This is a genomic window from Shewanella oncorhynchi (genome assembly GCF_030848765.1).
Lineage (GTDB): Bacteria > Pseudomonadota > Gammaproteobacteria > Enterobacterales > Shewanellaceae > Shewanella > Shewanella oncorhynchi.
Genome location: NZ_CP132914.1, coordinates 287,015 through 310,977 on the forward strand (window position 1 = coordinate 287,015; position 23,963 = coordinate 310,977).

Here is a 23,963-nt window from a genome sequence, read left to right on the forward strand (position 1 = left end):
ATTCCTTCTTGTGGATGGCATGCTGGGCGTTGGCGATTTTTACGCTCTTGGCTTCAGCAAGGGAGTCTTGTTGATGCATCTCTGCTGGATGCCTTTTTAAATATTTTTCGTTTTGCTTTAAGCCAATCCTATTGATTGGCTTAGTGTTCTCTTATGCAACACCTGAGGCTTGCATACCAAGGGTGCATCGCAAGGAGAGTGCCAAACTGGCAGGAGTTGTACACTTGTTGTGCTAACAGTATGATGAAAAGCTAATTTTGCAGATTTGAATAAGTATGGGCACTCAGGGAGAGAAGTGTGTCCTGTGGTTACTTTGTCATTGAGTGGCACACAGCAATTGTGCCGAAACGGAACACAGCTCGGGGGAGCACGGCTATGGCAGTTAAACCGCATTTACCATCGACACAGGCGTGGTTGGCCGATTCGTGGCAGCGCAGCATTGGCGCTGGCTTGTCAGAATTTCAGTTACCCCAGGAGCTCAGGCTCGATGCCTGCGAACTAAAGCAGAAACATGAGCAATATCAAATGCTCATTGCATTAGTGCAATCCCACGCCTTGCCTTTGTTTAATCAGTTGATGGCGCATTCTAATAGCCGACTCTTGCTCTCCGATGCCGAGGGTTATGTACTTAGGCATTGGGGCGTGAGCCGTTACTCCACAAAACTGGCGGATGTAGCTCTGGATATTGGGGTGAATTGGCTTGAGCAGCATAAGGGCACTAATGCGATAGGGACGGCGCTTACGGCCAAACAAGCGGTATCTGTGGTGGGTGAGCAGCATTTTATTCGCCAGAACCGTTTTATGAGTTGCACTGCTTGCCCGATATTTTCCCCCCAAGGTGAGATGCTCGGGGTGATTGATATCACCAGCGAGCAGCAAAGGCACACCCAGCAGACGCTGATGTTAGTGTCCAGTTTGGCGCAGCAGGTCGAGACCGCGCTTTTGTGCCATCTGCCCGATAGTCATTATCGAATCGATTTAGCGGCGCAGCCAAATCTGTTGAATTCGGGTTGGCAGGGCATAGTGATTGCCGATAGTGATGGTCGCATCGTGGGTTGTAATCCCATGGCGAAACAATTGCTTAATCATGCCAAGGTGGGCGATGCCGTCGAACAGTACTTAGGCGATAATTGGAGCCGTGCGGGTGGCTTTAATCAACATTTAGCTTTGCATTTACAGACTCAATCCTTAAATATTCCCAGCGCTAAGGGTCGAGTTGCGATTAGCAATAAATCGCTCAATCAATTGGGGGTTCGGTTTCGCGATCCTCAACTTGAGCGCGCTTGGCAACATGCCAATAAGGTGATCACCAAGCAAATTCCGCTGCTAGTGCTCGGAGAAACGGGCGTCGGTAAAGAGCAGTTTGTTAAAAAGCTCCATGCCCAGAGTGCACGTCGCACCGAGCCCTTAGTGGCAGTGAACTGCGCCGCATTGCCCGCTGAATTAGTCGAATCTGAACTTTTTGGTTATCAGGCTGGCGCTTTTACTGGGGCAAACCGCACTGGATTTATCGGTAAAATTCGCCAAGCCCACGGCGGCTTTTTGTTTTTAGATGAGATTGGTGAAATGCCGCTGGCGGCCCAGAGTCGTTTACTCAGGGTATTGCAGGAGCGCGAAGTGGTGCCCGTTGGCAGTAATCAAAGTTTTAAAGTCGATATCCAAATCATTGCCGCAACCCATATGGATTTAGAACAACAGGTGACTCAAGGGCTGTTTCGGCAGGATCTGTTCTACCGACTCAATGGCTTGCAAGTGCGCTTGCCTGCGCTGCGGGAGCGGCTGGATATCGAGCGTATTATCCATAAATTGCATCGTAAACATCGTATCGCCGCGCAGGATATCTGCCCAGAACTGTTAGGGAAAATGATGCAATACGACTGGCCGGGGAATTTGCGTGAGCTGGATAACCTCATGCAAGTCGCTTGCTTGATGGCAGAAGGAGACAGTACCCTCAATTGGCAACATTTACCCGATTATCTGGCGGCCAAACTCACATGCGAGCCGTTAAAAGTAGGCCTGTTACAAGCTGAATCTTTATGTGATGAATTTAAGGAGGTAAGTGGTCAACCTTCTGCATCACCGCTGCAAAGTGGTAAGTTCGCTGTGGAGCCGAATGCCACAAAGGTTCAATCGGATTCCCTAAATGAGGCGATTTATAGCAATGTGCTGCAGGCATACCAAGCCTGTAATGGCAATGTGAGCCAATGCGCTAAGCGTTTAGGGATCAGCCGTAATGCCTTGTACCGGCGATTAAAACAGATGGGGCTTAAGGATTAATATTAGCTTATGGCTCTTGTTGTGAAGCTCAATTAATCGCTAAATATCTCTTAATCACCCACGTTTATCCACTTCGCAATAGACTAAAACCGAGAGGTTTTAGTCTACAATCTCTAGCTTCAGTATCTGACAATGTGATTTTTTGTTGTTGCCAATTTATGTCTAATAGGTTTTGTTGATTCATATAATCGATAAAGATCGTTTCTTCTAATTACAAATTCAGAACTATACTGCGGGCAGGCAGAAAAGAGCTTGGCGTTATGCATAGAAGAGGAACTGTTATGCATCTTACTAAAAGCCTTTTAATTATTTCTATGGGTCTGACATTGAATGTACAGGCTCAAACTTTACCAACAAATACCCTGACACGTGACAATGGTGCACCTGTGGGTGATAACCAAAACTCGACCACAGCGGGCAGTAATGGCAGCGTGTTATTGCAAGATGTGCAGCTTATCCAGAAGCTACAACGCTTTGCCCGTGAACGTATTCCTGAGCGTGTCGTCCACGCCAGAGGCACAGGTGTCCATGGTGAGTTTGTGTCGAGTGGCGATTTTAGTAACCTAACCCAAGCGGCACCCTTTGCACAAAAAGGTAAAGTGACACCCGTATTTGTGCGCTTTTCTACCGTGATCCACTCAAAAGGTTCGCCAGAAACGCTGCGTGATCCCCGAGGGTTTGCGACCAAATTTTATTCGGACCAAGGTAACTGGGACTTAGTAGGTAATAACTTACCCGTATTCTTCATTCGCGATGCGATCAAGTTTCCTGACATGGTGCATTCACTCAAACCATCGCCAGTGACCAATATGCAAGATCCGAATCGTTTCTTCGATTTTTTCAGTCACGAAGCGGGTTCAACCCATATGTTGACTCAGGTTTACAGTAACTTAGGTGTACCTGCCAGTTATCGTGAAATGGACGGTTTCGGTGTGCATGCGTACAAATTTGTGAATCGAGATAACCAAGTTAAATACGTGAAATTTAACTGGAAGAGTCTGCAAGGTGTTAAAGGCTTACGTCCCGATGAAGTGGTTAAAGTCCAAGGGCAAAACTTTAACCATTTAACCGATGATCTTTATAGTGAGATCAACAAGGGTAACTATCCTAAGTGGGATCTTTACGTTCAATTACTCGACCCGACTGAGCTTAATAAGTTTGATTACAACCCACTAGACGCCACTAAGGTGTGGCTAGATGTGCCAGAACAAAAAGTGGGCACTATGACGCTGAACCGCATGCCTGCAAACTTCTTCCAAGAGACTGAGCAAGCGGCATTTGCGCCATCGAATTTGATCCCTGGGATTGAGCCTTCGGAAGACAGATTACTGCAAGGCCGTATGTTCTCCTACGCCGATACTCAGCTGTATCGACTCGGCGCGAATTTGTCGCAATTGCCGATTAATAAACCCTTAGTGGCGGTGGCAAACCACAACCAAGAAGGTGCGGGCAATATGGGGCATACCCAGTCCGATGTGAACTATCAACCGAGCGTACATTTAGCCTTGGCCGAAGATAATCGTTATCGTGCGGTAACGACTGCGCTGACGGGGACTGTGCAACAAACGGCTATTAGCAAGCAGGATAACTTTAGCCAAGCGGGCGTCTTTTATCGCAGCTTGAGCAAGCAAGATAGAGCAGATCTGATCACTAACTTGGCCGGAGACTTAGGCAAAGTGAACGATACCAATGTGAAGCATCAGATGCTCAGTCACTTTTATCGTGCAGACCCAGAGTTTGGTGAGCGTTTAACCAAGGCCGTAAAGGGTGATCTGGCTGACGTTAAACAGCGTTCAATCTGATGTTGTTATTTTTAGGACTGTTTTGGTCGAAGAGATTTGCGCGTTAACAGTCCGAACCTAGTAAGTCCCGCAAGACGTAAACAAGCTCTTTTCTGCCCAGTTTAAGAGGGCGTCTTGCGGGCATTTCGTCACGTCTCATTGTTTAAATCTCTATTTTAGCTGTGCTGGGAGCCATTGATGAAACACACTATTGCTATCTTATTATTGATTATTGTGGCCCTGAGTATGTCGGTGGCAATGGGGGCGGGTTCGCTTCAAGCGCCATTGGTTACATCCACAACTGTCAGTCAAACGGACGAGCCCGATACCGCACAAGTACAATTGCTGGTGGACTATTTTTTTGCTGCAGCGCGTACCGGCGATATCACAGTGCTTGAGCATTTTCTCGATGCTGGCTTCCCTATTGACCAGAGAAATAGTCAAACCTATACCGCGCTAATGGTGGCGGCTTATAACGGCCAAGAGGCTGCAACGGATTTATTGCTTGAGCATGGTGCTAATGCTTGTTTGCAAGATAAGCGTGGTAATACGGCAATGATGGGCGCTGTGATTAAGGCCGAATTCACTATCGTAAAGCGGCTATACGCGAAAGAATGCGATGCGAACCTAACGAATAATGCCGGAATGACCTTGACTGAGTTTGCCCGTTACTGGGGTCAAAGTGGCGCTTTACAGCAGGCGAGTTTAAAGCAATAAAGACGCTAGATCTTGCCATCTCTTGCGCTCGATCACTCTGGGTCATTATCTTTAATCTGTTTAGATCTCAGCATTTACTATTAGCAATAAGTCTGCTTGTTAATGATGTCTATGCCTTTTATGGTAACTTTTTGAATATCGTTTAATACGGTTTGGCCTTCGGAGAGCGATTTATGTTTGATGCCTTACTACTGACGCAAGAAGATAAACGTACGTTTGCTCAAGTTTCACAAATCACAGAAGCTGATTTGCCAGAAGGGGAAGTCTTGGTTGATGTCGCCTATTCCTCGCTGAATTATAAAGATGGTTTAGCTGTGACCGGTGCTGGCAAAATCATTCGTCAGTTTCCTATGGTACCAGGCATCGATTTTGCGGGCGTGGTGCGCGAATCGACGGATGCAAGATACCAAGTTGGCGATCAGGTGATTTTGACGGGCTGGGGTGTGGGCGAAAACCACTGGGGTGGTATGGCGCAAAAAGCGCGAGTTAAAGCCGACTGGCTGGTGCCCATGCCGCAAGGTTGTGATGCCGCTAAAGCAATGATGATAGGCACGGCCGGGCTTACGGCGATGTTGTGCGTGCAAGCGCTGCAGCAGGCTGGGATAACACCGCAAAGTGGGGATATTCTTGTCACAGGTGCCAGTGGTGGTGTGGGTTCTGTGGCGGTGACTTTGCTCGCCAATGCAGGCTATCGTGTGGTCGCCTGCAGTGGTCGAGTTGAACAGAATGCGCCTTTATTGAAGGAGCTTGGCGCCGCAGAAGTGATTGATCGCAGTGAACTTGAACAAGATGCTAAGCCGCTTGAGGCGCAGCGCTGGGCGGGTGTGGTCGATACCGTTGGCAACAAGATCCTCGCCAAAGCATTAGCGCAAATGCAATACGGTGGTGCAGCCGCTATCTGTGGTTTAGCGGGCGGTTTTGCATTACCAACAACCGTTATGCCGTTTATTTTACGGGGTGTGAGTTTACTGGGAATCGACTCTGTTTCTTGTCCATTTGAGAAGCGAAAAGCGGCGTGGGAAGCTGTGATTAAAGCACTACCCGAACATTTTTATCAGCAAGCTTGTCAGCAGATATCATTGGCAGAGGTGCCTGATTTCGCGAATAAAATTATCCAAGGTCAAGTCACAGGACGTGTATTAGTTAAGCTGTAATCCCGTTTCCTACGTTTTAACACGATGGCAACACTGAGGTGTTGCCAATTACGACTAAACCATTAGTTGAGCCTCCTGTACTTGTTCTTCATATCGGCTATTTCGGCAGTGTAATCGTCACTTTAAGGCCCGTTGGTATACGGTTCTCGGCTTTAATCTTACCTTTGTGGGCGGTAATCGCCGCTTCAGTGATTGCCAGCCCAAGTCCCCAGCCACCGCTTTCTCTTTGCCGTGCCGAGTCGGGACGGTAGAAAGGTTTAAAAATGGCATCGAGTTCGGCGGCATCTATGCCTGGACCATCGTCTTTTATGGTAATTTGTACTTGATCAGCCGTCGCACTCGCCTGTAGGTGTATGTCGCTTGCGGCATAGCGGATCGCGTTACGCAGCAGATTTTCAATCGCGCGGGAAAGTGATTTAGGAAAATGCGCTAACTCAATTTCTTCATCGATATCGATAGTAATGCTTTTACCTTGCTGTTCTGCTTCAAATTCCGCATCGTCTAAAACTTGGCTCAGGGATTCTGCCAAGCCTAAATGTACTTTAGTTTCGTTAGTACTGAGCTTGACCCGCGAGAGCTCTAACAATTCACTGATAAGCTTTTCGAGTTGCTCAGCTTCATAACCTATGCGTTCCGTTTCGGTGGTCTGCTGACCTTTTTTACGGGCGAGGGCAAGGGATAACTGTAGCCGCGTCAATGGGGTGCGTAGTTCATGGGAAATATCCCCCATGAGCCGCTGCTGATTATTAACCATAGCTTCGATGGAGTCGGCCATGCTATTGAAGGCCTTGGCTAATTGGCCTATTTCATCTTTACGCTGTGTGGTGGACTTATCGACACGGTGACTTAAGTCACCTTCGGCGAGAGCATTCGCACTTTTTTTTAGTGAATTTAATGCTTTACCTAAATGCCACGCGAGCAAGCCACATAATAATCCCGAAAGGAAAATCGCCAGGCTTAAGGTTAATAACTTATTTTCGGCGAAGAAGAAGAACCAAGGCCGTGGATGGTTATCTGGTAGGCGACCATAAAGTGAATAGGTTTCAGCGCCCAGATTGAATTGAAAGGGGCCAAACACCAGCTCATCTTTAAACTGATGGCTAATCGGTTGTTTTTCTTCATCAGCCATCAGCATAAAGCTGCGCACACCGCGACTCACCCTGTGGGTGTTGATCACTTGGCCTTGGCTGTTGACAAGATAGACCCGCAGAGGTTTGCCTTCCATGTCTCTGTGTCTTTCCCAGCGCCGAAGAAAATCGGATTCCAGTAAGGCGGGGTTTTCTTGAATGCGCTTAGCTATCGTCGATAGGACTTTTTCAAGGTGAGGTGGCAGTGGCGCACGGTCGTGATTTTGTTGCAGCAATGGTAACAGACCCACTAAGGCAATGATTAGCGAGCTGCAAAGCCAAAATCCGAGCAATAATTTGATAAATAAACGATTAGGCACAGTCGATACCGCCGTTATGGGAGCCAAATATAACCTTTGCCACGGATGGTTTTCACCCTTGGCCGACCATCGCTACGCTCGGGGAGTTTTTTACGTAGATTCGATAAATGCATGTCTAAGCTGCGATCGAAGGGCATGAGTTTTTTGCCGAGCACTTTCTCGTTTAACTCTTCCTTGTTCATCAACTCTCCAGCGTGCAGTGCTAGGGTGTGCAGCAGAGTGAATTCGGTGCCTGTGAGTATGATTAATTGCTCATTACAGTAAGCTTCTTGGCGCGATGGATCTAAGCGTAGATCGCCAAACTCTTGGGCGGGGGCGGCATGGATTTCTTGGGTTGTTAAGTTTGAACGACGAATAATGGCGCGGATACGGGCAATTAATTCTCTGTCATTAAATGGTTTTGGCAGGTAATCGTCGGCGCCTATCTCAAGCCCAACCACGCGATCGATTTCATCGCCGCGGGCGGTCAACATTAATACTGGGGTTTGTTTATGTTGGCGCAGTGCGCGTAGCACTTCAAAACCGTTTAATTTAGGCAGCATGACATCGAGTAGGATCAGATCGTAATCTGCGGTCAGTGCCAGATCTAAACCTTGTTTACCGTCGTAGGCCAAGGTTAATTGAAACCCTTCTAATTCGAGCAGTTGCCCTAGTAGCTCAGATAACCCCAGATCGTCATCGATTAATAATATCCGACTCATACTGTTCCTTAATCTCTGTAATGTGGCCTCATGTGCCTGTTTATCATAGGCACTTTTAGCGCTTTGGCTGAGTATACCTGTTTTGATGTCAATTGCTGTGTAGCAATGTAAGCCAAAGTAAAGAATAGAGTTATTGCCGCAACTTTACAGTGATTTACTCAGGCAACGCCCTCACTTACATATAGGGGGTTAGACTGGAAGGGTCGAAAGTGACTCGGCTTAAAAGGGTCGTCACTGTGTCTTATTACTTGCCATATTAAAGTTGAACCATCGAGGTTAACACTATGAAAACATTATCACCTTTGAAAGCGAGCCTGTTTGCCATTCTAGCGAGTTCTGCGGTTTTCGCGACGGCAGTTAATGCTGCACCTAAGGATGCTGGCTGCGACTTCTCTAAATCTGAATTCCACAAAGGCGACCGCATGGAACATGGCGGCCGACATATGGGGCACGGTGGCATGCATCGTATGTTTGAAGGGCTCGATTTAACGGATGCCCAGAAAGCTGACGTCAAAAAGTTGTTTGCCGATCAGAAAGCTACGCGCGCTGATAATCGTCCAACAAAAGAGGAACGCTTGGCACATCGCACAGAGATGCAGGCCTTAATTACCGCGCCAAGTTTTGATGAAACACAAGCAAAGGCACTGATGAGTGCGCAGCAAGAGCAGCGTCAAACTCAAGCCATTGAACGTATGAAGCTGCATAATCAAATATTTAATCTGCTGACACCAGAGCAGCAAGCTAAGTTTAAAGCGCGATTTGAAGCACAAGCTGGTAAAGAACCTCGCGGTTAAGCGTCTTAGCTGATATACAATAGGGTCATAGCTTCCCAAGATAGATCCCTTATGACTCAAACTTCCCAATACGATTTTTGGGTCAAACTGGCTAGCCGCGCTTCCGTGGCTACCGCTTTGATCCTTATTCTTATCAAGATGTTCGCTTGGCTTTATTCCGGCTCTGCCAGTATGTTGGCATCTTTGACGGATTCCTTTGCCGATGCTCTCGCTTCTATTATCAATTTTATTGCCATTCGTTACGCGCTTGTGCCGCCGGATCATGACCACAGATATGGTCATGGTAAGGCTGAGCCGTTAGCATCTCTAGCGCAATCCGCCTTTATTATGGGCTCCGCATTTTTATTACTGTTCTATGGTGGCGAGCGTCTATTAACACCTGTTCCGGTTGAAAATGCCACCATAGGTGTAGTTGTTTCTATCATAGCGATTGTGATGACGTTAGCTTTAGTCATGTTGCAGAAACGCGCATTAGCGGCGACAAAAAGTACTGTGGTTGAAGCTGATTCGCTGCACTATAAATCAGATTTATTCCTTAATGGTGCGGTATTGTTGGCATTAGTATTAGCGCAATACGGTTGGTGGTGGGCTGACGGTTTATTTGCGGTAATGATTGCATTTTATATTGGTCATCAAGCCTTTGGCTTAGGTTATCGCTCAATTCAAGCCTTGTTAGACAGAGAGCTAGACGAAGAAACTCGCCAGCAAATCACGCAAATCGCGATGGAAGATCCACGGGTGCAAGGGCTGCATGATTTACGCACTCGTCAAGCAGGCAAAACTGTTTTTATTCAATTTCATTTAGAACTCGATGGTAATTTGAGTTTGAATGAAGCCCACAGTATTGCTGATACAACAGGGATAAGAGTCAAAGCCGCCTTCGAAGATGCTGAGGTGATTATTCACCAAGATCCGGTTAAACCTGATGTAAACGAAACATAAATTAAGGGCAAGCTATGGCATGGATGCAGAAGCAAAGTCACAGATGGGATCATTCCACTCGATTGATATGCCGCTATCATAGGCTATCAACTCGCTTTGAGTTGATAGCCGAATCTGTGGTTTCTGACGTTAGCATTCCTATGAATGCAGAAATCACGCTCCTGATGGAACAGAAATCTTAGATAGTAAATCAAGCAGATAGTACCGTATCTCCTGTGATAGCGGGAGCTTGGAGTCAGTTAGTCCTGCGTAAACATCTTTATTACCTACCGCAGAAAATTGATTTCGAAATATCTAACCAAGCTTATCGAGTCCATATCTGGCCATTATTCCTTTGGTGCACCCGTATTACTTGTGTGGCGACTGGCAGAGTTGTCGTATCCGAATGTTTGGATGTGAGAAGGCGTCGTTTCCTCATCCGTTGGCTATATGCAAGTTTTATAGGATTGTTGCGGGTGCTAAGTTAAAGCCGTTAATGATTTTAGATATAAAAAGATAATGTCTAAAGTGAGTATGATTTCCCTCTATAAATATCAACTATAGCTTTCGTTTTTGACTCAAGCTGAATAAATGCTGTACGGCTAGTGTTTTGCTCATTTAAACGATGACACCCCAGATCTGCTTATTGTAATATCCACGCCGTTTAATACTTTCGTTAAATCATTAGGGAATTATGATGAAAAAATTATCAATTGTTGCCGCTGCTTTATTGTCTGCATTTGTGGCGACTCAAGTCTCTGCTGCAACCGACACTACTGGCTTTTATGTGGGCGGAGCCCTCAATAAAGTGACTGTCGATGTTTTAGATGAATCAGAGTCGGGTACTGGCTTTGGCGTTTACGGTGGTTACAACTTCAATGAGTGGTTTGGTTTAGAAGCCAACCTGTTCGCCACTGGAGATCTTGGCGACAGAGATGTTGATATAGGTGCCGGCGCATTAAGCTTCACGCCTAAATTTACCGCACAAATCAATGATATCTTCTCTGCTTATGCGAAAGTGGGCATCGCTTCTATGGCGCTGGTGATTGATGACGGCTCCGATGATGAAGACTTCACCGGTTTCGGTTGGACCTATGGTGTTGGCGTTAATGCTGCGGTAACAGAGCACTTAAATATCCGCGTAAGCTACGATGTGACTACGGGTGATCTAGAAGCAGATCGTCACAACTCTATAGATATCGATACTGATATTAAACAGTTTGCTGTGGGTCTGCATTATCAGTTCTAATTCTGCTTGGGCTAGTGGTCGTCATGTTAGTTAGCACAATCTAGATATAAAAAAGGGATATGTGAATATCCCTTTTTTGTTGCTTAAGGTTAATGCGTTTGTATAGTTAGCCTTGATGAGAACGTTATTTTATCTACTCAATCCATCGACAGTTCTTTTAATTTCCGCGTTAAGGTATTTCGTCCCCAGCCTAAACGTTTCGCCGCTTCCTGTTTATGGCCTTGAGTATGGCGCAGCGCAGTTTCTAGCAGTATGCGCTCGAATGCGGGCTGCACCTCAGTTAACAGATCGCTGTTGCCTTCCGAGAGTTTTTGGTCTATCCACTCAGTCAGTGCCGATTGCCAATCTTGGCTGCCTTTCGCCGTGTGGGTGACACTCACAGGGTCTTTCAGTAATTCTGGCGGTAAATCTTGGGGTAAAATTTCTTGCCCCGATGCCATTACGGTTAACCAACGACAGGTGTTTTCGAGTTGTCGGACATTACCGGGCCAAGGTAATTGGGAGAGTTTTACCGCAGTCTCCTTGGTCATGATCTTAGTTTCCACGCCAATTTCCTTTGCTGCAGAGGCGAGGAAATGGGTAGCGAGCTGGGGAATGTCTTCTCGTCTTTGTGATAGTGGCGGCAAGTGCACGCGGATCACGTTGAGGCGATGGAACAAGTCCTCTCTAAAGCCACCTTTTTGTACTAATAATTCAAGATCTTGGTGGGTCGCCGCTATGATGCGCACATCCACTTGCACCGCATTATGACCACCGACGCGGTAGAACTGGCCATCGGCAAGTACTCTGAGTAACCGTGTTTGTACATCTAACGGCATATCGCCGATTTCATCTAAAAAGAGCGTGCCACCGTTTGCTTGCTCGAAGCGACCTTGGCGGACATTGGCTGCGCCAGTGAAGGCACCTTTTTCGTGGCCGAATAACTCAGATTCGATCAAATCCTTAGGGATCGCTGCCATGTTCAGCGCGATAAACGGCTTATCTTTACGTGGGCTGTGCTTGTGTAACGCGCCAGCCACCAATTCTTTACCTGTCCCCGATTGACCATTAATCAGCACGCTGATCGACGAGCGTGAAAGCCTGCCTATGGCGCGAAACACTTCCTGCATCGCTGGCGCTTCACCTATGATTTCGGGTGTTTTTACTTGGGCTTCCTGCGCGGGTGCTGGGCTTTGTTCAGTGGCGTGTGTCAGTGCGCGCTCGACCAGAGAGATAGCCTCATCGATATCGAAGGGTTTAGGCAGATACTCAAATGCGCCCGCTTGATAGGCACTGACTGCGCTGTCTAAGTCTGAGTGCGCCGTCATAATGATCACGGGAATATGGGGATAATGCACCTGCAATCGTTCGAGCAGGCTTAACCCGTCTGTGCCGGGCATACGTATGTCCGACACTATCACGTGCGGTTGCGATATTTCTAAGGCTTGCCACAGGGATTCGGCGGCGGCAAAGCTGGCGGTACTGAGCTTGGCACCTTGAAGTGCCTTTTCGAGTACCCAACGTATCGAGCTGTCATCGTCGAGGATCCACACTTGTTCACTAATTCGCATCTTGCTTCCTCATACGGTATGTCGAAATTATTTCGCGCCTAAAATCGGTAATGAAATGATGAATTCGGTGTGCCCAGCGCTGGAGAGGCAATCGATTCTTCCCGAGTGTAAACGGGCAATATTATGGGCAATTGAGAGGCCTAAACCTGAACCTTGCTCACGACCTGTCACCATTGGATAAAATAATGTGTCCATCAGCTCTGGCGGTATGCCGGGGCCGTTGTCGATAATCGATAGGGTTAACACTAGCTTGTGGCGCTGTGAACCTATGGTGACTTGGTGCTGAGTACGAGTGCGGATCAAAATCTCGCCACCCGTATGCTCAAGCGCCTGCACCGCATTTTGTAAAATGTTCAGCACGGCTTGCTGCATTTGGTCAGGATCCATCTCGATATCGGGAATGGATGGATCGTAATCCCGTTTAAGCTGGATGTTAGCGGGCAGCGCCATTTCAACTAACTTATAGACCTTTTGCACCACTTGATGGATGTTGTGCAGACTGTGCTGTGTCGGCCTTTGGGGGCCGAGCAGACGGTCCACTAAATTACGCAGCCGATCGGCCTGCTCTATGATGAGGGTAGTGAATTCCTTCAGCGCCGGATCATCCAGCTCCCGCGATAACAACTGCGCCGCACCACGCAGGCCGCCTAAAGGATTTTTGATTTCATGGGCTAAGTTGCGCACCAAAAATTGCGCCGCTTGTTGCTGGGCATCTTGGCTCAGCTGCTGGTGAATGCGTCTTTGTTGGTCGACTTGGCGCAGTTCGAGCAGGCTGAGTTCAGCCTCATCATCGAGGGGAATAAGCGTTAAATCAACGGTATGGTGCTGACCATCGAGCGTGACTAGGGCCGCTGTATTGACCGTTAAACCTTGGCCAGCCTTTACCGCATCCATCAATAACTGGGCTTCGACACCGAGGATTTGATAATGCTCAGGCAAAGTTTGTTCTACGAGTCTATGGCTACCAACACCTAATAATTGCTCTGCTGCTGCGTTGGCATAACAAGGCTTAAGATCCTTATCGATGACAAGTACAGCGGTAACTAAATGATTGAGCAGTGTCTCTTTATCCATCGACCGTTCCTAGAAATAGGGTTGCACCACTATGGTGCACCAATCTGGTGCAAGCTGCAACTTGTCTTCATCAAACGGTTTAGTCTGGTGCGGTTAATCTAACTCTATGTATTTAAAGTTTTTATACTAACTTTATCTATGCAATGAGTGGCATTAACGCTTAGCTGCTTGATGAAGAAATATCTTTCTTGGTGAACTTGATGCAAAGACTTTGCCGTTTTGAGTCAAAGCGTCAACGACTAAGGTATGTTCACCTCGGTCGATGTTTTTGAGTTTAAAGGTACCACCAATTTGCGGCTGGCCTATGGGGTTGCCATCGAGCTTGAGGGCCATCAAATACTGACTTTTTAGCTCTGGGGTGATAGTCGCAACGACGTCGAAATCGCCATTGTTATCTCTGACGGTTTCCTCTTCGGTCGGAGAGGTAATATTGACTTGATATTTAATAGATTCAATTGCTTGATTTGAGCTGTTTAAGTCTGTTTTGGGCAGAGGAAGGGCAATTTGATTTAAGGTCTTATCTTTTAGCTCAACGACTTGGGCATTTGGCTGCGGCTCATCGGAGTAATGGACTTTGCCATCTTTATCGACCCATTTATAAACAGTCGCTTGCGCTAACATGCTAAATAGCACTAAGCCGATGAGTGTGAGTGAACGCATGCTAAAGTCCCTGTAGCCTTGAGATAGAGTTAATCAAGATTAGTCTCTTTTACATCAAAAATCATGGTGTTTGTTGCGCTAAGTGGTTAAGGACGTCACCACTGAGAAGGTATAAAGTCGACAGAAAATGGGGAGGCAGAAACAGGGGTTAGTTAAAGTGGGTTAAGCTCGGACACTAACATGTGCCCGAATTCGATCCATCAATTACAGGCTTGCATCGAGTTGTTTCTCGATCTCACTCGCTTTGACCCAAGCGGCATGTTGGGATAATTGAGTGGCATAGCGTTCAATGTGTTCAAATTTCGCGAGATCGCCACTGTTAGCCAGTAGCTCCACCACGAAGGACATCATGATATCCGCACCCGTGAGCTTGTCTGCAACAAGATAGGTTTTATCAGCCAACATATCATTGAAGTAATGACTAATCTTACTGACTTCCGTCGCGGCATAACCTTCAAGGAAATTGGTTTTACAACCGTCCTTTTGCACGAACATACGCAGTAACAAAGGCAGCATGGCTGAGCTTTCGGCAAAGTGTAGCCATTGCAGATAACTGACATAGTCTGCGCTGTCTCTGGCGGGGGCTAAGGAATCCGCCGCATATTTTTCAATAAGATATTCGGTGATCGCACCCGATTCGGCTATCACTTGACCGTCCATTTCGATAACGGGTGATTTGCCTAACGGATGAATTTGCTTAAGTTCGGGTGGCGCGAGAAAAGTCTGGCTATCACGTTGATAACTCTTAATTTCATAGGGTTGACCGAGTTCCTCTAGCAACCAGATGATACGTTTAGAGCGTGATTTATTGAGATGGTGCAAGGTGATCATGGGCTTTCCTTTGGACAGTGAGAGTACATTTTAGCTGTCGCACCATTGTGGTGCGACAGCTCTTTTTAACGCATTTAGCACACTTGCGCGCCTGTCTTTGTTCATTTCAAGCTGAGCGTCGCGTATTTATCGCTTAGCCTCTCGCGTTCAATTGCGCAACTATGGTTTCGGCTACGGCTTCGGATGATCCCGGATTTTGGCCTGTGATCAAATGGCCATCTGCGACGACAAAGCTTGTCCAGTCATCACCTTTGACATAATTGCCACCATTTTTCTTCAGCATGTCTTCAACCAAAAATGGCACGACATGAGTGAGTTGCACGGTTTCTTCTTCAGAGTTGCTGAAACCGGTAACACGCTTGCCGCCGACCAATGGCTTGCCATCACTGGTTTTAGGGTGCAGCAATGCAGCAGGCGCATGACATACGAGCCCTAGGGGTTTATTGGCTTGATAAAACTGTTCAATCAAGACGATAGAATGTTTATCTTCGGCAAGATCCCACAGTGGACCGTGGCCGCCCGGATAAAAAATCGCATCATAATCGGCTGCATTGATTTCACTTAAGCGAGTGGTATTCGCTAGCAGTGCTTGAGCCTCAGGATCTTTGCTAAAGCGCGCAGTAGCTTCGGTCTGAAAGTCTGGCTCATCACTTTTTGGATCGAGTGGTGGTTGACCGCCCAGTGGCGAGGCTAAGGTAATGTCAAAACCTTTATCTTTAAAAACATAAAAAGGTGAGGCGAATTCTTCTAGCCAAAAGCCGGTTTTTAAACCCGTATCACCGAGTTTATCGTGTGACGTGATTACCATTAATATATTCATTTTCATACCATTACCTAAGTTGCTCACATCAATATGTGTGAGCTTTGGGTTTAGTTCATTTGACGTTATAGGGCTAAGGTCAAAATGTCACGGCTCATGGTTGGGTCAATATTGCCATGTTCGCCTAGTGCCACCATGCCGTGCAGTTCAAGCTGTTTCACTACAGCATCAACGTGGCTGGCATCGAGATCATAGGCAGATAAATGTGTCGGTATGCCCATGGCTTCGAAGAAAGCCTTGGTTTTTGCGATAGCGGCGTCGATACGCTCGTCATCTGTACCTGTGTTGATGTGCCACACACGGTCGGCGTACTGGAGTAACTTGTCGCGTTTAGCCTCTTTTGTACATTGCAGCAGGGCAGGCAGTATGATTGCCAATGTGCGCGCATGGTCGATATCGTAAAGTGCAGTTAGTTCATGGCCAATCATATGGGTTGCCCAGTCGTGGGGAACGCCGACGCCAATTGTGCCGTTGAGTGCCATAGTGGCAACCCACATTAAGTTCGCGCGAATGTCGTAGTCTTCGGGTTGAACTAGTACCTGTGGACCAAGCTCAATCAAGGTTTGTAACAGACCTTCGGCAAATCTGTCCTGCACGGCGGCGTTAACTGGGTAAGTGAGGTATTGCTCTGTGATATGTACAAAAGCATCGACAACACCGTTGGCCACTTGGCGTTCTGGCAGAGTGAAGGTTTTCGTCGGATCAAGTATTGAGAATTGTGGATAAACCAAATCATTACGGAATGGCAGTTTAGCCTGTAGTGATTTACGGGTCACTACGCTGGCGTTGTTCATTTCGGAACCGGTCGCAGGTAAGGTTAAGACTGAGCCAAAAGGCATAGCTTGAGTCACATTGGCGCCCCAGCTAGTGAGAATGTCCCAAGGTTCACCTTCGAATACCGCTGCAGCGGCAACAAATTTAGTGCCATCGATAACCGAACCACCGCCAACCGCGAGGAGGAAGTCGATATTCTGCTCACGCACTTGGGCGACGGCTTTCATTAAGGTTTCATAGGTTGGGTTTGGCTCAATGCCATCGAACTCGACAACGAAACGATTACCCAATGATTGTTTAACTTCGTCTAACGTGCCTGTTTTTCTAGCACTGCTGCCGCCAAAGAGGATCATCACTTTAACATCGCTCGGTACTAGGGAATCAATTTCGGCGATAGTGTCTTTACCAAAACGGATGCGGGTCGGGTTGTAATAGTTAAAATTTAGCATGGATGATGTTATTCCTATTATTACTTTAAATGAGCAGCGTTAATTGAGCCGCATTTATTAATCGCCCGTTAAATTAGTAGACCAGTCGTCTAATGTTGGGGCGTGAAAATGTATTCTTTAAAAAATCTTTGGCTGATCGATATCAGCCAGTATTAGTTTTGAGTCGGTATTAGGTTAAAGGGCCGTTTTAGGCGTTAAAATGGCTTTAGTCGTTACGAGTGCACGTTCGAGTGCCGCAGGGCTGTGGCCCAACTTGTTCATTAAGCTGGCGCCTAACCACATGTGATACAACATTTCTGCGGTCGATTGCGGATCTTGCTGGGCGATTGATCTATCGGTTATGCCCACTTGAACGCAAGTCGTTAACCTCTCTATGATGCCGGCGGAGCCTTTAAGTAAGGCAACACGCATAGCTTCCGATAAATCGGCCACTTCGGCGCTGAGTTTCACGACCAGACACTTTTGATCTACGCAGCCATCGGCTTGTACGTGCAACCATTGTTGCCAGTATTGCATCAAGCGTTGATGGCCTGTTAGTGTCGAGTCATTGAATAATGCGTCTAAATCTAATTGATATTTTTCAAAATAATCAGTAATAAGCGCTTCGCCAAATTGTTCTTTGGATTTGAAGTAGTGATAAAACGAGCCTTTTGGCACTTCGGCCGCCTGCAGCAGTAGGGATAAGCCGACGCTGGAGAAGCCTTTGCGTACGATCAGCTTGTAGCCGATGTCGAGAATATGCTGGCGAGTGGATTGAGTTTCAATTTTCATGGGGGTTAGGATAAATCAAATTAGACCGGTCGTCTAGTGTTGTTTTTATCGACGATTTCAACATATTCGATTTAGTATGCTTTGCATTGTGACTTTTGCGCTGCCTTGAGCCAAGTTAATAAAATTGCCAAATTGATAAATGTTAGACGGATAAGGCATTCTGATGGTGAAATGGTGAAATGGTGAAATGGTGAAATGGTGAAATGGTGAAATGGTGAAATGGTGAAATGGTGAAATGGTGAAATGGTCGGGTGGACAACATACTCACAGTGCTGAGATAAACCGTCACTGTGAGCATTCGATTCACGATTGATGTGAAATATTAATCGTACTGCCACTCAATCGAGATGATTAGAGGTAGCTACAGCAATATTCGGCAATGGCTGTGTTACGAATTTTAAAGCTAACATTTGCAGCCAGCTCAAACTGAGTTCCTTCGCTAAATTCTTGCCAAGTCGTTGTTTCTGGAAGTAACACCTCAAAACGGCCGCTAGTCACTTCCATGATTTCGCCTTGGGAGGTTGAGAACTCATATTCCCCTGGTAATACAACACCTAAGGTTTGCTTGCTGCCATCGGCAAAAAATACGCTACGGCTAGCCACTTTGCCATCAAAGTAGATGTTGGCTTTTTTAGATACTGACACTTGCTCGAGTAAACTCATTATTAATCCTCTATAAATTGGCTTGATATGAATTTATATGCATATTTAATAAATTTCAATGCATCATTGTCGCATGGATGTGCGCATTCAATATCAGTTGATGCTAACGTTCGGTTTATCGCTTATTTCCCACTATATCATTTTATTTGAAATGGTCGGTATGGCGTGGCTGTCATTTAAAGTTGTTAATCATTTTTTTACTTAAAAATAATGAGTTGTCGGCATTTTAGTGAACTTTTGATGAAAATAGTCGGCACCGCTTTGTTTAGCTGAGATTCTTCTCCTATAGTTTTAAGGCAGGTTTGATTCTGCAAAGATTGAAGGAATGGAATTCGACGCGCGACAAGGAGTCTCACCATGGGTTTTACTCGTAAAATTCAGCTTATCAGTTTATTGATTGTCCTATTACCCCTCATATTTGCCACCGCAATAGTGACTTACATTGCTCGCGATGAATTGTTTGCCGAGGCTCAGTCTCGTTTAGTGGCTGTGCGTGAGATCAAGCAACGGCAGATTGTTGGCATGTTTCAGGACTTTTCCGATAACCTGCAGGCCGTCAGCGCCGTAATTGCCAGCCAAAAAAGCCTCGATACTCTTACTGACATAGATCAAACCTTGCAGTCATTAAATAAATCCCTCGGTTTTTATGACCTATTTATTATTAGTGACGATGGCACCGTTTTATATACAGTGGCGAAGGAGTCTGATTTCGGCACCAATTTGCGTACTGGACCCTTCCATGATTCGGGATTAGCACAGTTATTTAATAAGGCATTGGGATCGGCGGGCACAGTATTACTACAAGATTTTTCCGCATACGCGCCTTCAAATGGTCAACCTGCGGCATTTATTGGCCAGTCGATTCAGTTCAATCAGCAAAGATTGGTGGTGGCGGCTCAAGTATCAATCGATCGCATAAACAGAGTTATGCAAATTCGTGAGGGTATGGGGCAAAGTGGTGAAACTTATCTCATTGGCCCAAATAATCGTATGCGTTCTGATTCTTTTCTCGATCCCATTAATCGAACTGTTACGGCTTCGTTTGCGGGAACGGTAGCTCAGAATGGTGTTGATACGCTGGCTGTAAAGGAGGCGCTGGCTGGTAAATCGGGTGTGATGCAAGTGAATGACTATAACAATAATCCCGTATTATCCGCTTATTCTCCTGTCGTTGAGCTCGGTTTACGTTGGGGTTTGATGGCTGAAATTGATGTGAGTGAAATTGCTGCTCCCGCCTACCGTATGATGTTTATCGGCTTATCTGTTTGTGCAGCCGCCTTAGTGTTGGCATTCGCTGCTGCTAAGTTAGTTACAGGGTTTGTATTAAAGCCGCTCGGCGGTGAGCCTGAGGACATGTGTAATTTGACCAGTATGATCGCCTCTGGCGATTTAACTCATAATTTACCGCATGTTCAAACGGATAATCACCTGATGAGTTGGTTGGCGCGGATGCAAACTAAGCTCAAAGAAATCATCAGTCAGCTGGTGGGCGTTGGGCATGAACTTGAATCTGCCGCCGAACAAAACTCTGCTGCCATGACCCAAGCCGATTGCAGTATTCAGATGCAGGCTAAAGAAACTGATATGTTGGCCACTGCAGTTGAAGAAATGAGTTATGCCGCAGCTGAAATCAGCACGAATACGATGAGATCCTCCGATGAAGTGTCCGCCTGTACCCATTCGAGTGAAATTCTTTCGCAAAACTTGGCTAGTACTCGTAAAAGCTTAAAAGTGACCTTGAGCAGTTTTGCAACTATTCATCAACAGGTGGGCAGTCTTGAGGCGGATAGTCAGAAAATCGGCTCAGTATTAGCTGTGATAAATGCGATTGCGGAACAAACTAATCTCTTGTCTCTTAATGCGGCGATTGAAGCAGCGAGAGCTGGCGAGCATGGTCGTGGATTTGCTGTGGTTGCCGATGAGGTGCGTCAGTTAGCGGTGAAGGTTCAGTTAGCAACTCAGGATATTGGGCAAGTGTTAAAAGGTATTCAGCAACAGTCAGGTGTGCTGGCGTTGCATAGTGTGACTTGTTCCACTGAAGCCTCTAAAACCGCAGAAGATGCGGATGGAATGCAGACCGCGGTGGATGATATTGCTTTGCGCTTAGAAACCTTAAAGGCATTAATGATTCAAACCGCAACCGCTGCGGAAGAACAAACAACGGTTTCGGCGACGATTGCGCAGGGGATTGCGGGCTTAAGCGTGGCGGCGGAGGAAAATAGTGCGGCTATCAGCCAAGTAGCAGCGAGTACGCGGAGTCTGTTGGGGTTAGCAAATCAGCTTGGTTTAACAACGGCACAGTTTAAGGTGTAGATATTTTTCGCTGCATTTACAGTGTTCTCACCTTAGTTGGTGCTGTAAATGTGACTGAGCTGGATGTTACACATCCGCCAGAAATGGATTTCTGGCGGATATTTTTATCAGGACTTCAGTTGGTTATCCCATGAGTGAGCATTAACGTTTACGCCAAATTGTCATTTCTGAGATGGAATGTTGGAATTTACGTTTAGTCTCGCGGATCACGAAGGGAATTTCCTTCACTGCGACCAGCTCAAATTGGCCGATCAAGGTTTCGGTCAAACCATCTAAGGTGGTGAAGTTCTCTCCTTTGACTTTAACGCCACCTAACCATTTATCCTTGGGCGTATAATCTTCAAGCCAAGTGTATGGCGAGGCAATCACAAGGTATCCACCTTGATTAATCCGCTGGGCAATACTGGTTAAAAAGTGCTTAGGCTCGTTTAACCTGTCGATAAGATTTGAGGCATAAACCAAATCATAATCTGTGTAGATGGGCTTTAAATTACAGGCATCACCTTGCATAAAGTTGACCTTTTTAGCCTCAAGTTCATATCCCAGTTTCGCGAGACTCGCGCTCTTAAATTCCTGTAAGTCGCCTTCGGTACGTATGGTGTAACGTTTTTCACCTTGTTCTGTCAGCGCATAGGCCTGTTGAATAAAGCGCGCCGAGAAGTCGATACCATCAACATGATCAAACACTTTTGCCAGTTCGAAACTCGCGCGACCAACGGAGCAGCCGATATCAAGGGCTTTAGCTGTATGAGTCAATTGAATTTCACTCAGCGCTTGCTGCACACCATTGACGCAGAAGTTAGCAACTCCGAAATATTCGGCGCCATAGTGGAATTCAAGGTATTGGGAAATCAGTTCATCCGTTTCGTACACATTGACCTCGGCCATTTGAGCTGGATTTTGGGTGGATTCCACATAGCGAAAGCCCGCGTGTTGATAAAAATGTCGACGAAACGCATAGCGTGATGAAGCTATTGCCTCATTACCCGTAGAGATCCACGAGCCGCCTTTGATGAGATTATGTTTGCCATCGAAGGTTGGGGTGGAGAAATCATCGTAAAGTGGGTGTACGGCGAAGCCGTCAAAACCGTCGATTGCGGTTTCTGTCCATTGCCAAACATTACCGACAATATCGAAAAAGCCATTATGTTCGAAGCGATTCACTGGGCAAGAAGAGGCGTAATAAGCCAAAGCAATATTGCCCGGCACTTCATGCCAATCGGGCGCATCGGCGGGCACATTCTCGCGTAAGATGTACCACTCAGCTTCAGTTAATAGACGTATATTGCTTTGCTTTTGTTCGGCTTTCCAATTACAGAAGGCCTTAGCTTCGAGCTGATTCACTTCAACAGGCCAGTTTAATGGCAGCGGGATTTCTTCCGCTAAGTTACGTTGCCACCATTTATCTTGTCTTAAGCGCCAAAAACGCGGCATTTGTGCTTGGGTATAGGCAAGCCAAGCTTGGCCTTCTTCATTCCAAAATTGGGGTGAGCGATAGCCGCCAGCTTCGACGAATGCTAGATACTCTTGATTCGAGACTAAGAATTTAGCAGCCTTAAAGTCGTTAACGTTAAATATTTTATGGCCGTATTCATTGTCCCAGCCGTAGGTTTGGTCTTGTTCTGTTTTGCCTAAGGTCACTTTTTGCCCTTTTACAGCCAATAAACTGTTGGCCTCGGCAGGGGCGGTGTCTTGGCACGCAGGCCAGAGGTGGTTGGGCGCGACATATTCCAGCGGCAGTTGGCGGATGATCACCGATGAGGTTTCTAAATGAATACGCTCATGTTCAATGCCCATCAAAATGATCCAAGCTGGACTATTTTGAGTGATAGGTAACGCTAGAGGCATTTCATCGATAACACGATTGATGACAGCATTAACTTGTTGGCGATAGCTTCGCACCTCTGCCACATCCGGCCACGGATAATGTTGTTCGTTCAAATCATCCCAAGACATCTCATCGACACCAATGGCGAACATGGATTCGAAGTTGTCGTTTACCCGTTCATCGAGAAATTTACCGAGTTTGAGTTTGTTGATATAGAAAGTGGCCGTATGGCCAAAGTAAAAGATTAACGGATGGCGTAGCGGCTCGGCTTTGAGGTAATAGGCGCTATCTTCTTGGATCAAATCATACAGAGACTCGTATAAAGCCCATGTCTGATTAAAGTATTGCTTAAGCTCTTGACGCTTTCCGGCCTCAGTTTCACCGATGAGCTTAAGGGTTTGAGGGGGTTGCGTTATGGGCTTATCCATAGACAAGTAAACTCCGTATTTATCGGCCTGCGGTGCAAGCATGGGAAGATTAATCTATCGTGTGTGACTCTATACGCGATTACTGAGCTCAGGATCACTTTGTCAGCTTAATGTGTCGGTTTGAGGCAAAGTGTTTTACAAACTAACAGAAAGACCAATTGAGTCCAACATCAGTGCTGGAGCTTAAAGCATCTCAGGTATGACCCTTTGGTTTGGGATTATCTTACAAAGAAAGTGATGCGCTCAATTTAGTGATGCTACTCCTTACAGGAATTAAAATTATTTTATCCCTGAAGAGTATTTTCTCTGTCGGGGTTAAGGCAGAATGATCCCGTCCGTAAAATTATTATGCAGGATATAACGGGATGACAATTAACGCATTATGGATACCCGCCTGGTATGAGCTTGATCCGTCGATCGTAGTGGGTGTGACTGAGGAGTTTGTTTTTCACAAGACTGCCGCAAACGAGGCGTTAAAGTTTTACAGCGGTGCAAAGGAAAACGATGCCGTTAAGGCAACCGGAACTATTTCGGCCATTAAGCACAATGTCTTGGGGGACATTGAAAGTGTCGATGCGCAGGGGCTCGATTATACGCTTGTGTTGCAAGATGGACGGCGTTTGTTAGTCAACGCAGAAGAAAACCCTGGCTTGGTTTATGAGTGGGTTGATGACAGTTGGCAGCCTTCAGATATGGTCATTACAGATTGGACATTAGCAGTACAATTTGCGTCTTTATCACCATTGACGCCAATAAAGTAA

The 23,963-nt window shown here is 46.4% G+C and carries 20 protein-coding genes; 9 read left to right on the plus strand and 11 right to left on the minus strand.

Annotation, left to right across the window (positions count from 1 at the left end):
- Positions 1–375 precede the first annotated feature (375 nt).
- The 4 genes from RA178_RS01370 (at position 376) to acuI (ending at position 5,929) form a co-directional block, all read left to right on the plus strand.
- Positions 376–2,277, plus strand: a complete 1,902-nt coding sequence (locus tag RA178_RS01370) for a sigma-54-dependent Fis family transcriptional regulator (protein ID WP_306684223.1) — start codon at positions 376–378, stop codon at positions 2,275–2,277.
- Between the two features lie 281 nt (positions 2,278–2,558).
- Positions 2,559–4,079: a catalase KatE1 gene (gene katE1, locus RA178_RS01375; protein ID WP_113941374.1), complete on the plus strand. Its 1,521-nt coding sequence runs from the start codon at positions 2,559–2,561 to the stop codon at positions 4,077–4,079.
- Between the two features lie 177 nt (positions 4,080–4,256).
- Entirely contained in the window at positions 4,257–4,775 is a 519-nt protein-coding gene (locus tag RA178_RS01380; RefSeq protein WP_306684225.1) for an ankyrin repeat domain-containing protein, read from the plus strand.
- 173 nt (positions 4,776–4,948) lie between these two features.
- Positions 4,949–5,929: an acrylyl-CoA reductase (NADPH) gene (acuI, locus tag RA178_RS01385; RefSeq protein WP_306684226.1), complete on the plus strand. Its 981-nt coding sequence runs from the start codon at positions 4,949–4,951 to the stop codon at positions 5,927–5,929.
- Between the two features lie 97 nt (positions 5,930–6,026).
- Here acuI and RA178_RS01390 read toward each other — a convergent pair whose 3' ends face one another.
- Together RA178_RS01390 and RA178_RS01395 are read right to left on the minus strand one after the other, a co-directional pair.
- Entirely contained in the window at positions 6,027–7,403 is a 1,377-nt protein-coding gene (locus RA178_RS01390) for an ATP-binding protein (protein ID WP_371134971.1), read from the minus strand.
- Entirely contained in the window at positions 7,391–8,077 is a 687-nt protein-coding gene (locus RA178_RS01395; protein ID WP_105251061.1) for a response regulator, read from the minus strand. The genes RA178_RS01390 and RA178_RS01395 overlap by 13 nt, the downstream gene beginning before the upstream one ends.
- Positions 8,078–8,361: 284 nt before the next feature.
- Between RA178_RS01395 and RA178_RS01400 the strand changes: the two genes are divergently transcribed.
- The 3 genes from RA178_RS01400 to RA178_RS01415 all read left to right on the plus strand — a co-directional run bounded on the left by RA178_RS01400 (position 8,362) and on the right by RA178_RS01415 (position 11,041).
- Positions 8,362–8,871, plus strand: a complete 510-nt coding sequence (locus RA178_RS01400) for a Spy/CpxP family protein refolding chaperone (protein WP_105251062.1) — start codon at positions 8,362–8,364, stop codon at positions 8,869–8,871.
- A gap of 51 nt (positions 8,872–8,922) precedes the next feature.
- Positions 8,923–9,813, plus strand: a complete 891-nt coding sequence (fieF, locus tag RA178_RS01405) for a cation efflux pump FieF (RefSeq protein ID WP_212600228.1) — start codon at positions 8,923–8,925, stop codon at positions 9,811–9,813.
- A 676-nt stretch (positions 9,814–10,489) separates the two neighbouring features.
- Positions 10,490–11,041 carry a porin family protein gene (locus RA178_RS01415; RefSeq protein ID WP_219251316.1) on the plus strand — a complete coding sequence of 184 codons (552 nt, stop codon included), beginning with the start codon at positions 10,490–10,492 and terminating at the stop codon, positions 11,039–11,041.
- A 137-nt stretch (positions 11,042–11,178) separates the two neighbouring features.
- Here RA178_RS01415 and glnG read toward each other — a convergent pair whose 3' ends face one another.
- The 8 genes from glnG to ppnP form a co-directional block, all read right to left on the minus strand.
- Positions 11,179–12,591, minus strand: a complete 1,413-nt coding sequence (gene glnG, locus RA178_RS01420) for a nitrogen regulation protein NR(I) (protein ID WP_006079736.1) — start codon at positions 12,589–12,591, stop codon at positions 11,179–11,181.
- 27 nt (positions 12,592–12,618) lie between these two features.
- On the minus strand, positions 12,619–13,665 hold the full coding sequence (gene glnL / locus RA178_RS01425) for a nitrogen regulation protein NR(II) (RefSeq protein ID WP_306684233.1): 1,047 nt from the start codon (positions 13,663–13,665) through the stop codon (positions 12,619–12,621).
- Between the two features lie 153 nt (positions 13,666–13,818).
- Complete coding sequence (locus tag RA178_RS01430) at positions 13,819–14,325, minus strand: DUF4124 domain-containing protein (RefSeq protein WP_263140863.1); 507 nt, start codon at positions 14,323–14,325, stop codon at positions 13,819–13,821.
- A 204-nt stretch (positions 14,326–14,529) separates the two neighbouring features.
- On the minus strand, positions 14,530–15,156 hold the full coding sequence (locus RA178_RS01435) for a glutathione S-transferase family protein (protein WP_198572486.1): 627 nt from the start codon (positions 15,154–15,156) through the stop codon (positions 14,530–14,532).
- Between the two features lie 133 nt (positions 15,157–15,289).
- Positions 15,290–15,982, minus strand: a complete 693-nt coding sequence (locus tag RA178_RS01440) for a type 1 glutamine amidotransferase domain-containing protein (protein ID WP_212600234.1) — start codon at positions 15,980–15,982, stop codon at positions 15,290–15,292.
- A 59-nt stretch (positions 15,983–16,041) separates the two neighbouring features.
- Positions 16,042–17,199 carry an iron-containing alcohol dehydrogenase gene (locus tag RA178_RS01445; RefSeq protein WP_306684236.1) on the minus strand — a complete coding sequence of 386 codons (1,158 nt, stop codon included), beginning with the start codon at positions 17,197–17,199 and terminating at the stop codon, positions 16,042–16,044.
- A 174-nt stretch (positions 17,200–17,373) separates the two neighbouring features.
- Positions 17,374–17,970: a TetR/AcrR family transcriptional regulator gene (locus RA178_RS01450; protein ID WP_263140859.1), complete on the minus strand. Its 597-nt coding sequence runs from the start codon at positions 17,968–17,970 to the stop codon at positions 17,374–17,376.
- A 351-nt stretch (positions 17,971–18,321) separates the two neighbouring features.
- A complete protein-coding gene (gene ppnP, locus RA178_RS01455; RefSeq protein WP_063884943.1) occupies positions 18,322–18,633 on the minus strand; it encodes a pyrimidine/purine nucleoside phosphorylase in 312 nt (103 codons plus the stop codon).
- Positions 18,634–18,990: 357 nt separating this feature from the next.
- Here ppnP and RA178_RS01460 point away from each other — a divergent pair, with 357 nt between their 5' ends.
- Positions 18,991–20,946, plus strand: coding sequence for a methyl-accepting chemotaxis protein (locus tag RA178_RS01460; protein WP_105251072.1), 1,956 nt, complete (start codon positions 18,991–18,993; stop codon positions 20,944–20,946).
- Between the two features lie 141 nt (positions 20,947–21,087).
- On the opposite strand, the gene ovoA is transcribed toward RA178_RS01460, so the two are convergent.
- Positions 21,088–23,202 (minus strand): 5-histidylcysteine sulfoxide synthase, encoded by a 2,115-nt coding sequence (gene ovoA, locus RA178_RS01465; protein WP_263201469.1) that lies wholly within the window; start codon positions 23,200–23,202, stop codon positions 21,088–21,090.
- 365 nt (positions 23,203–23,567) lie between these two features.
- Between ovoA and RA178_RS01470 the strand changes: the two genes are divergently transcribed.
- Positions 23,568–23,963, plus strand: a complete 396-nt coding sequence (locus RA178_RS01470; RefSeq protein WP_105251074.1) for a hypothetical protein — start codon at positions 23,568–23,570, stop codon at positions 23,961–23,963.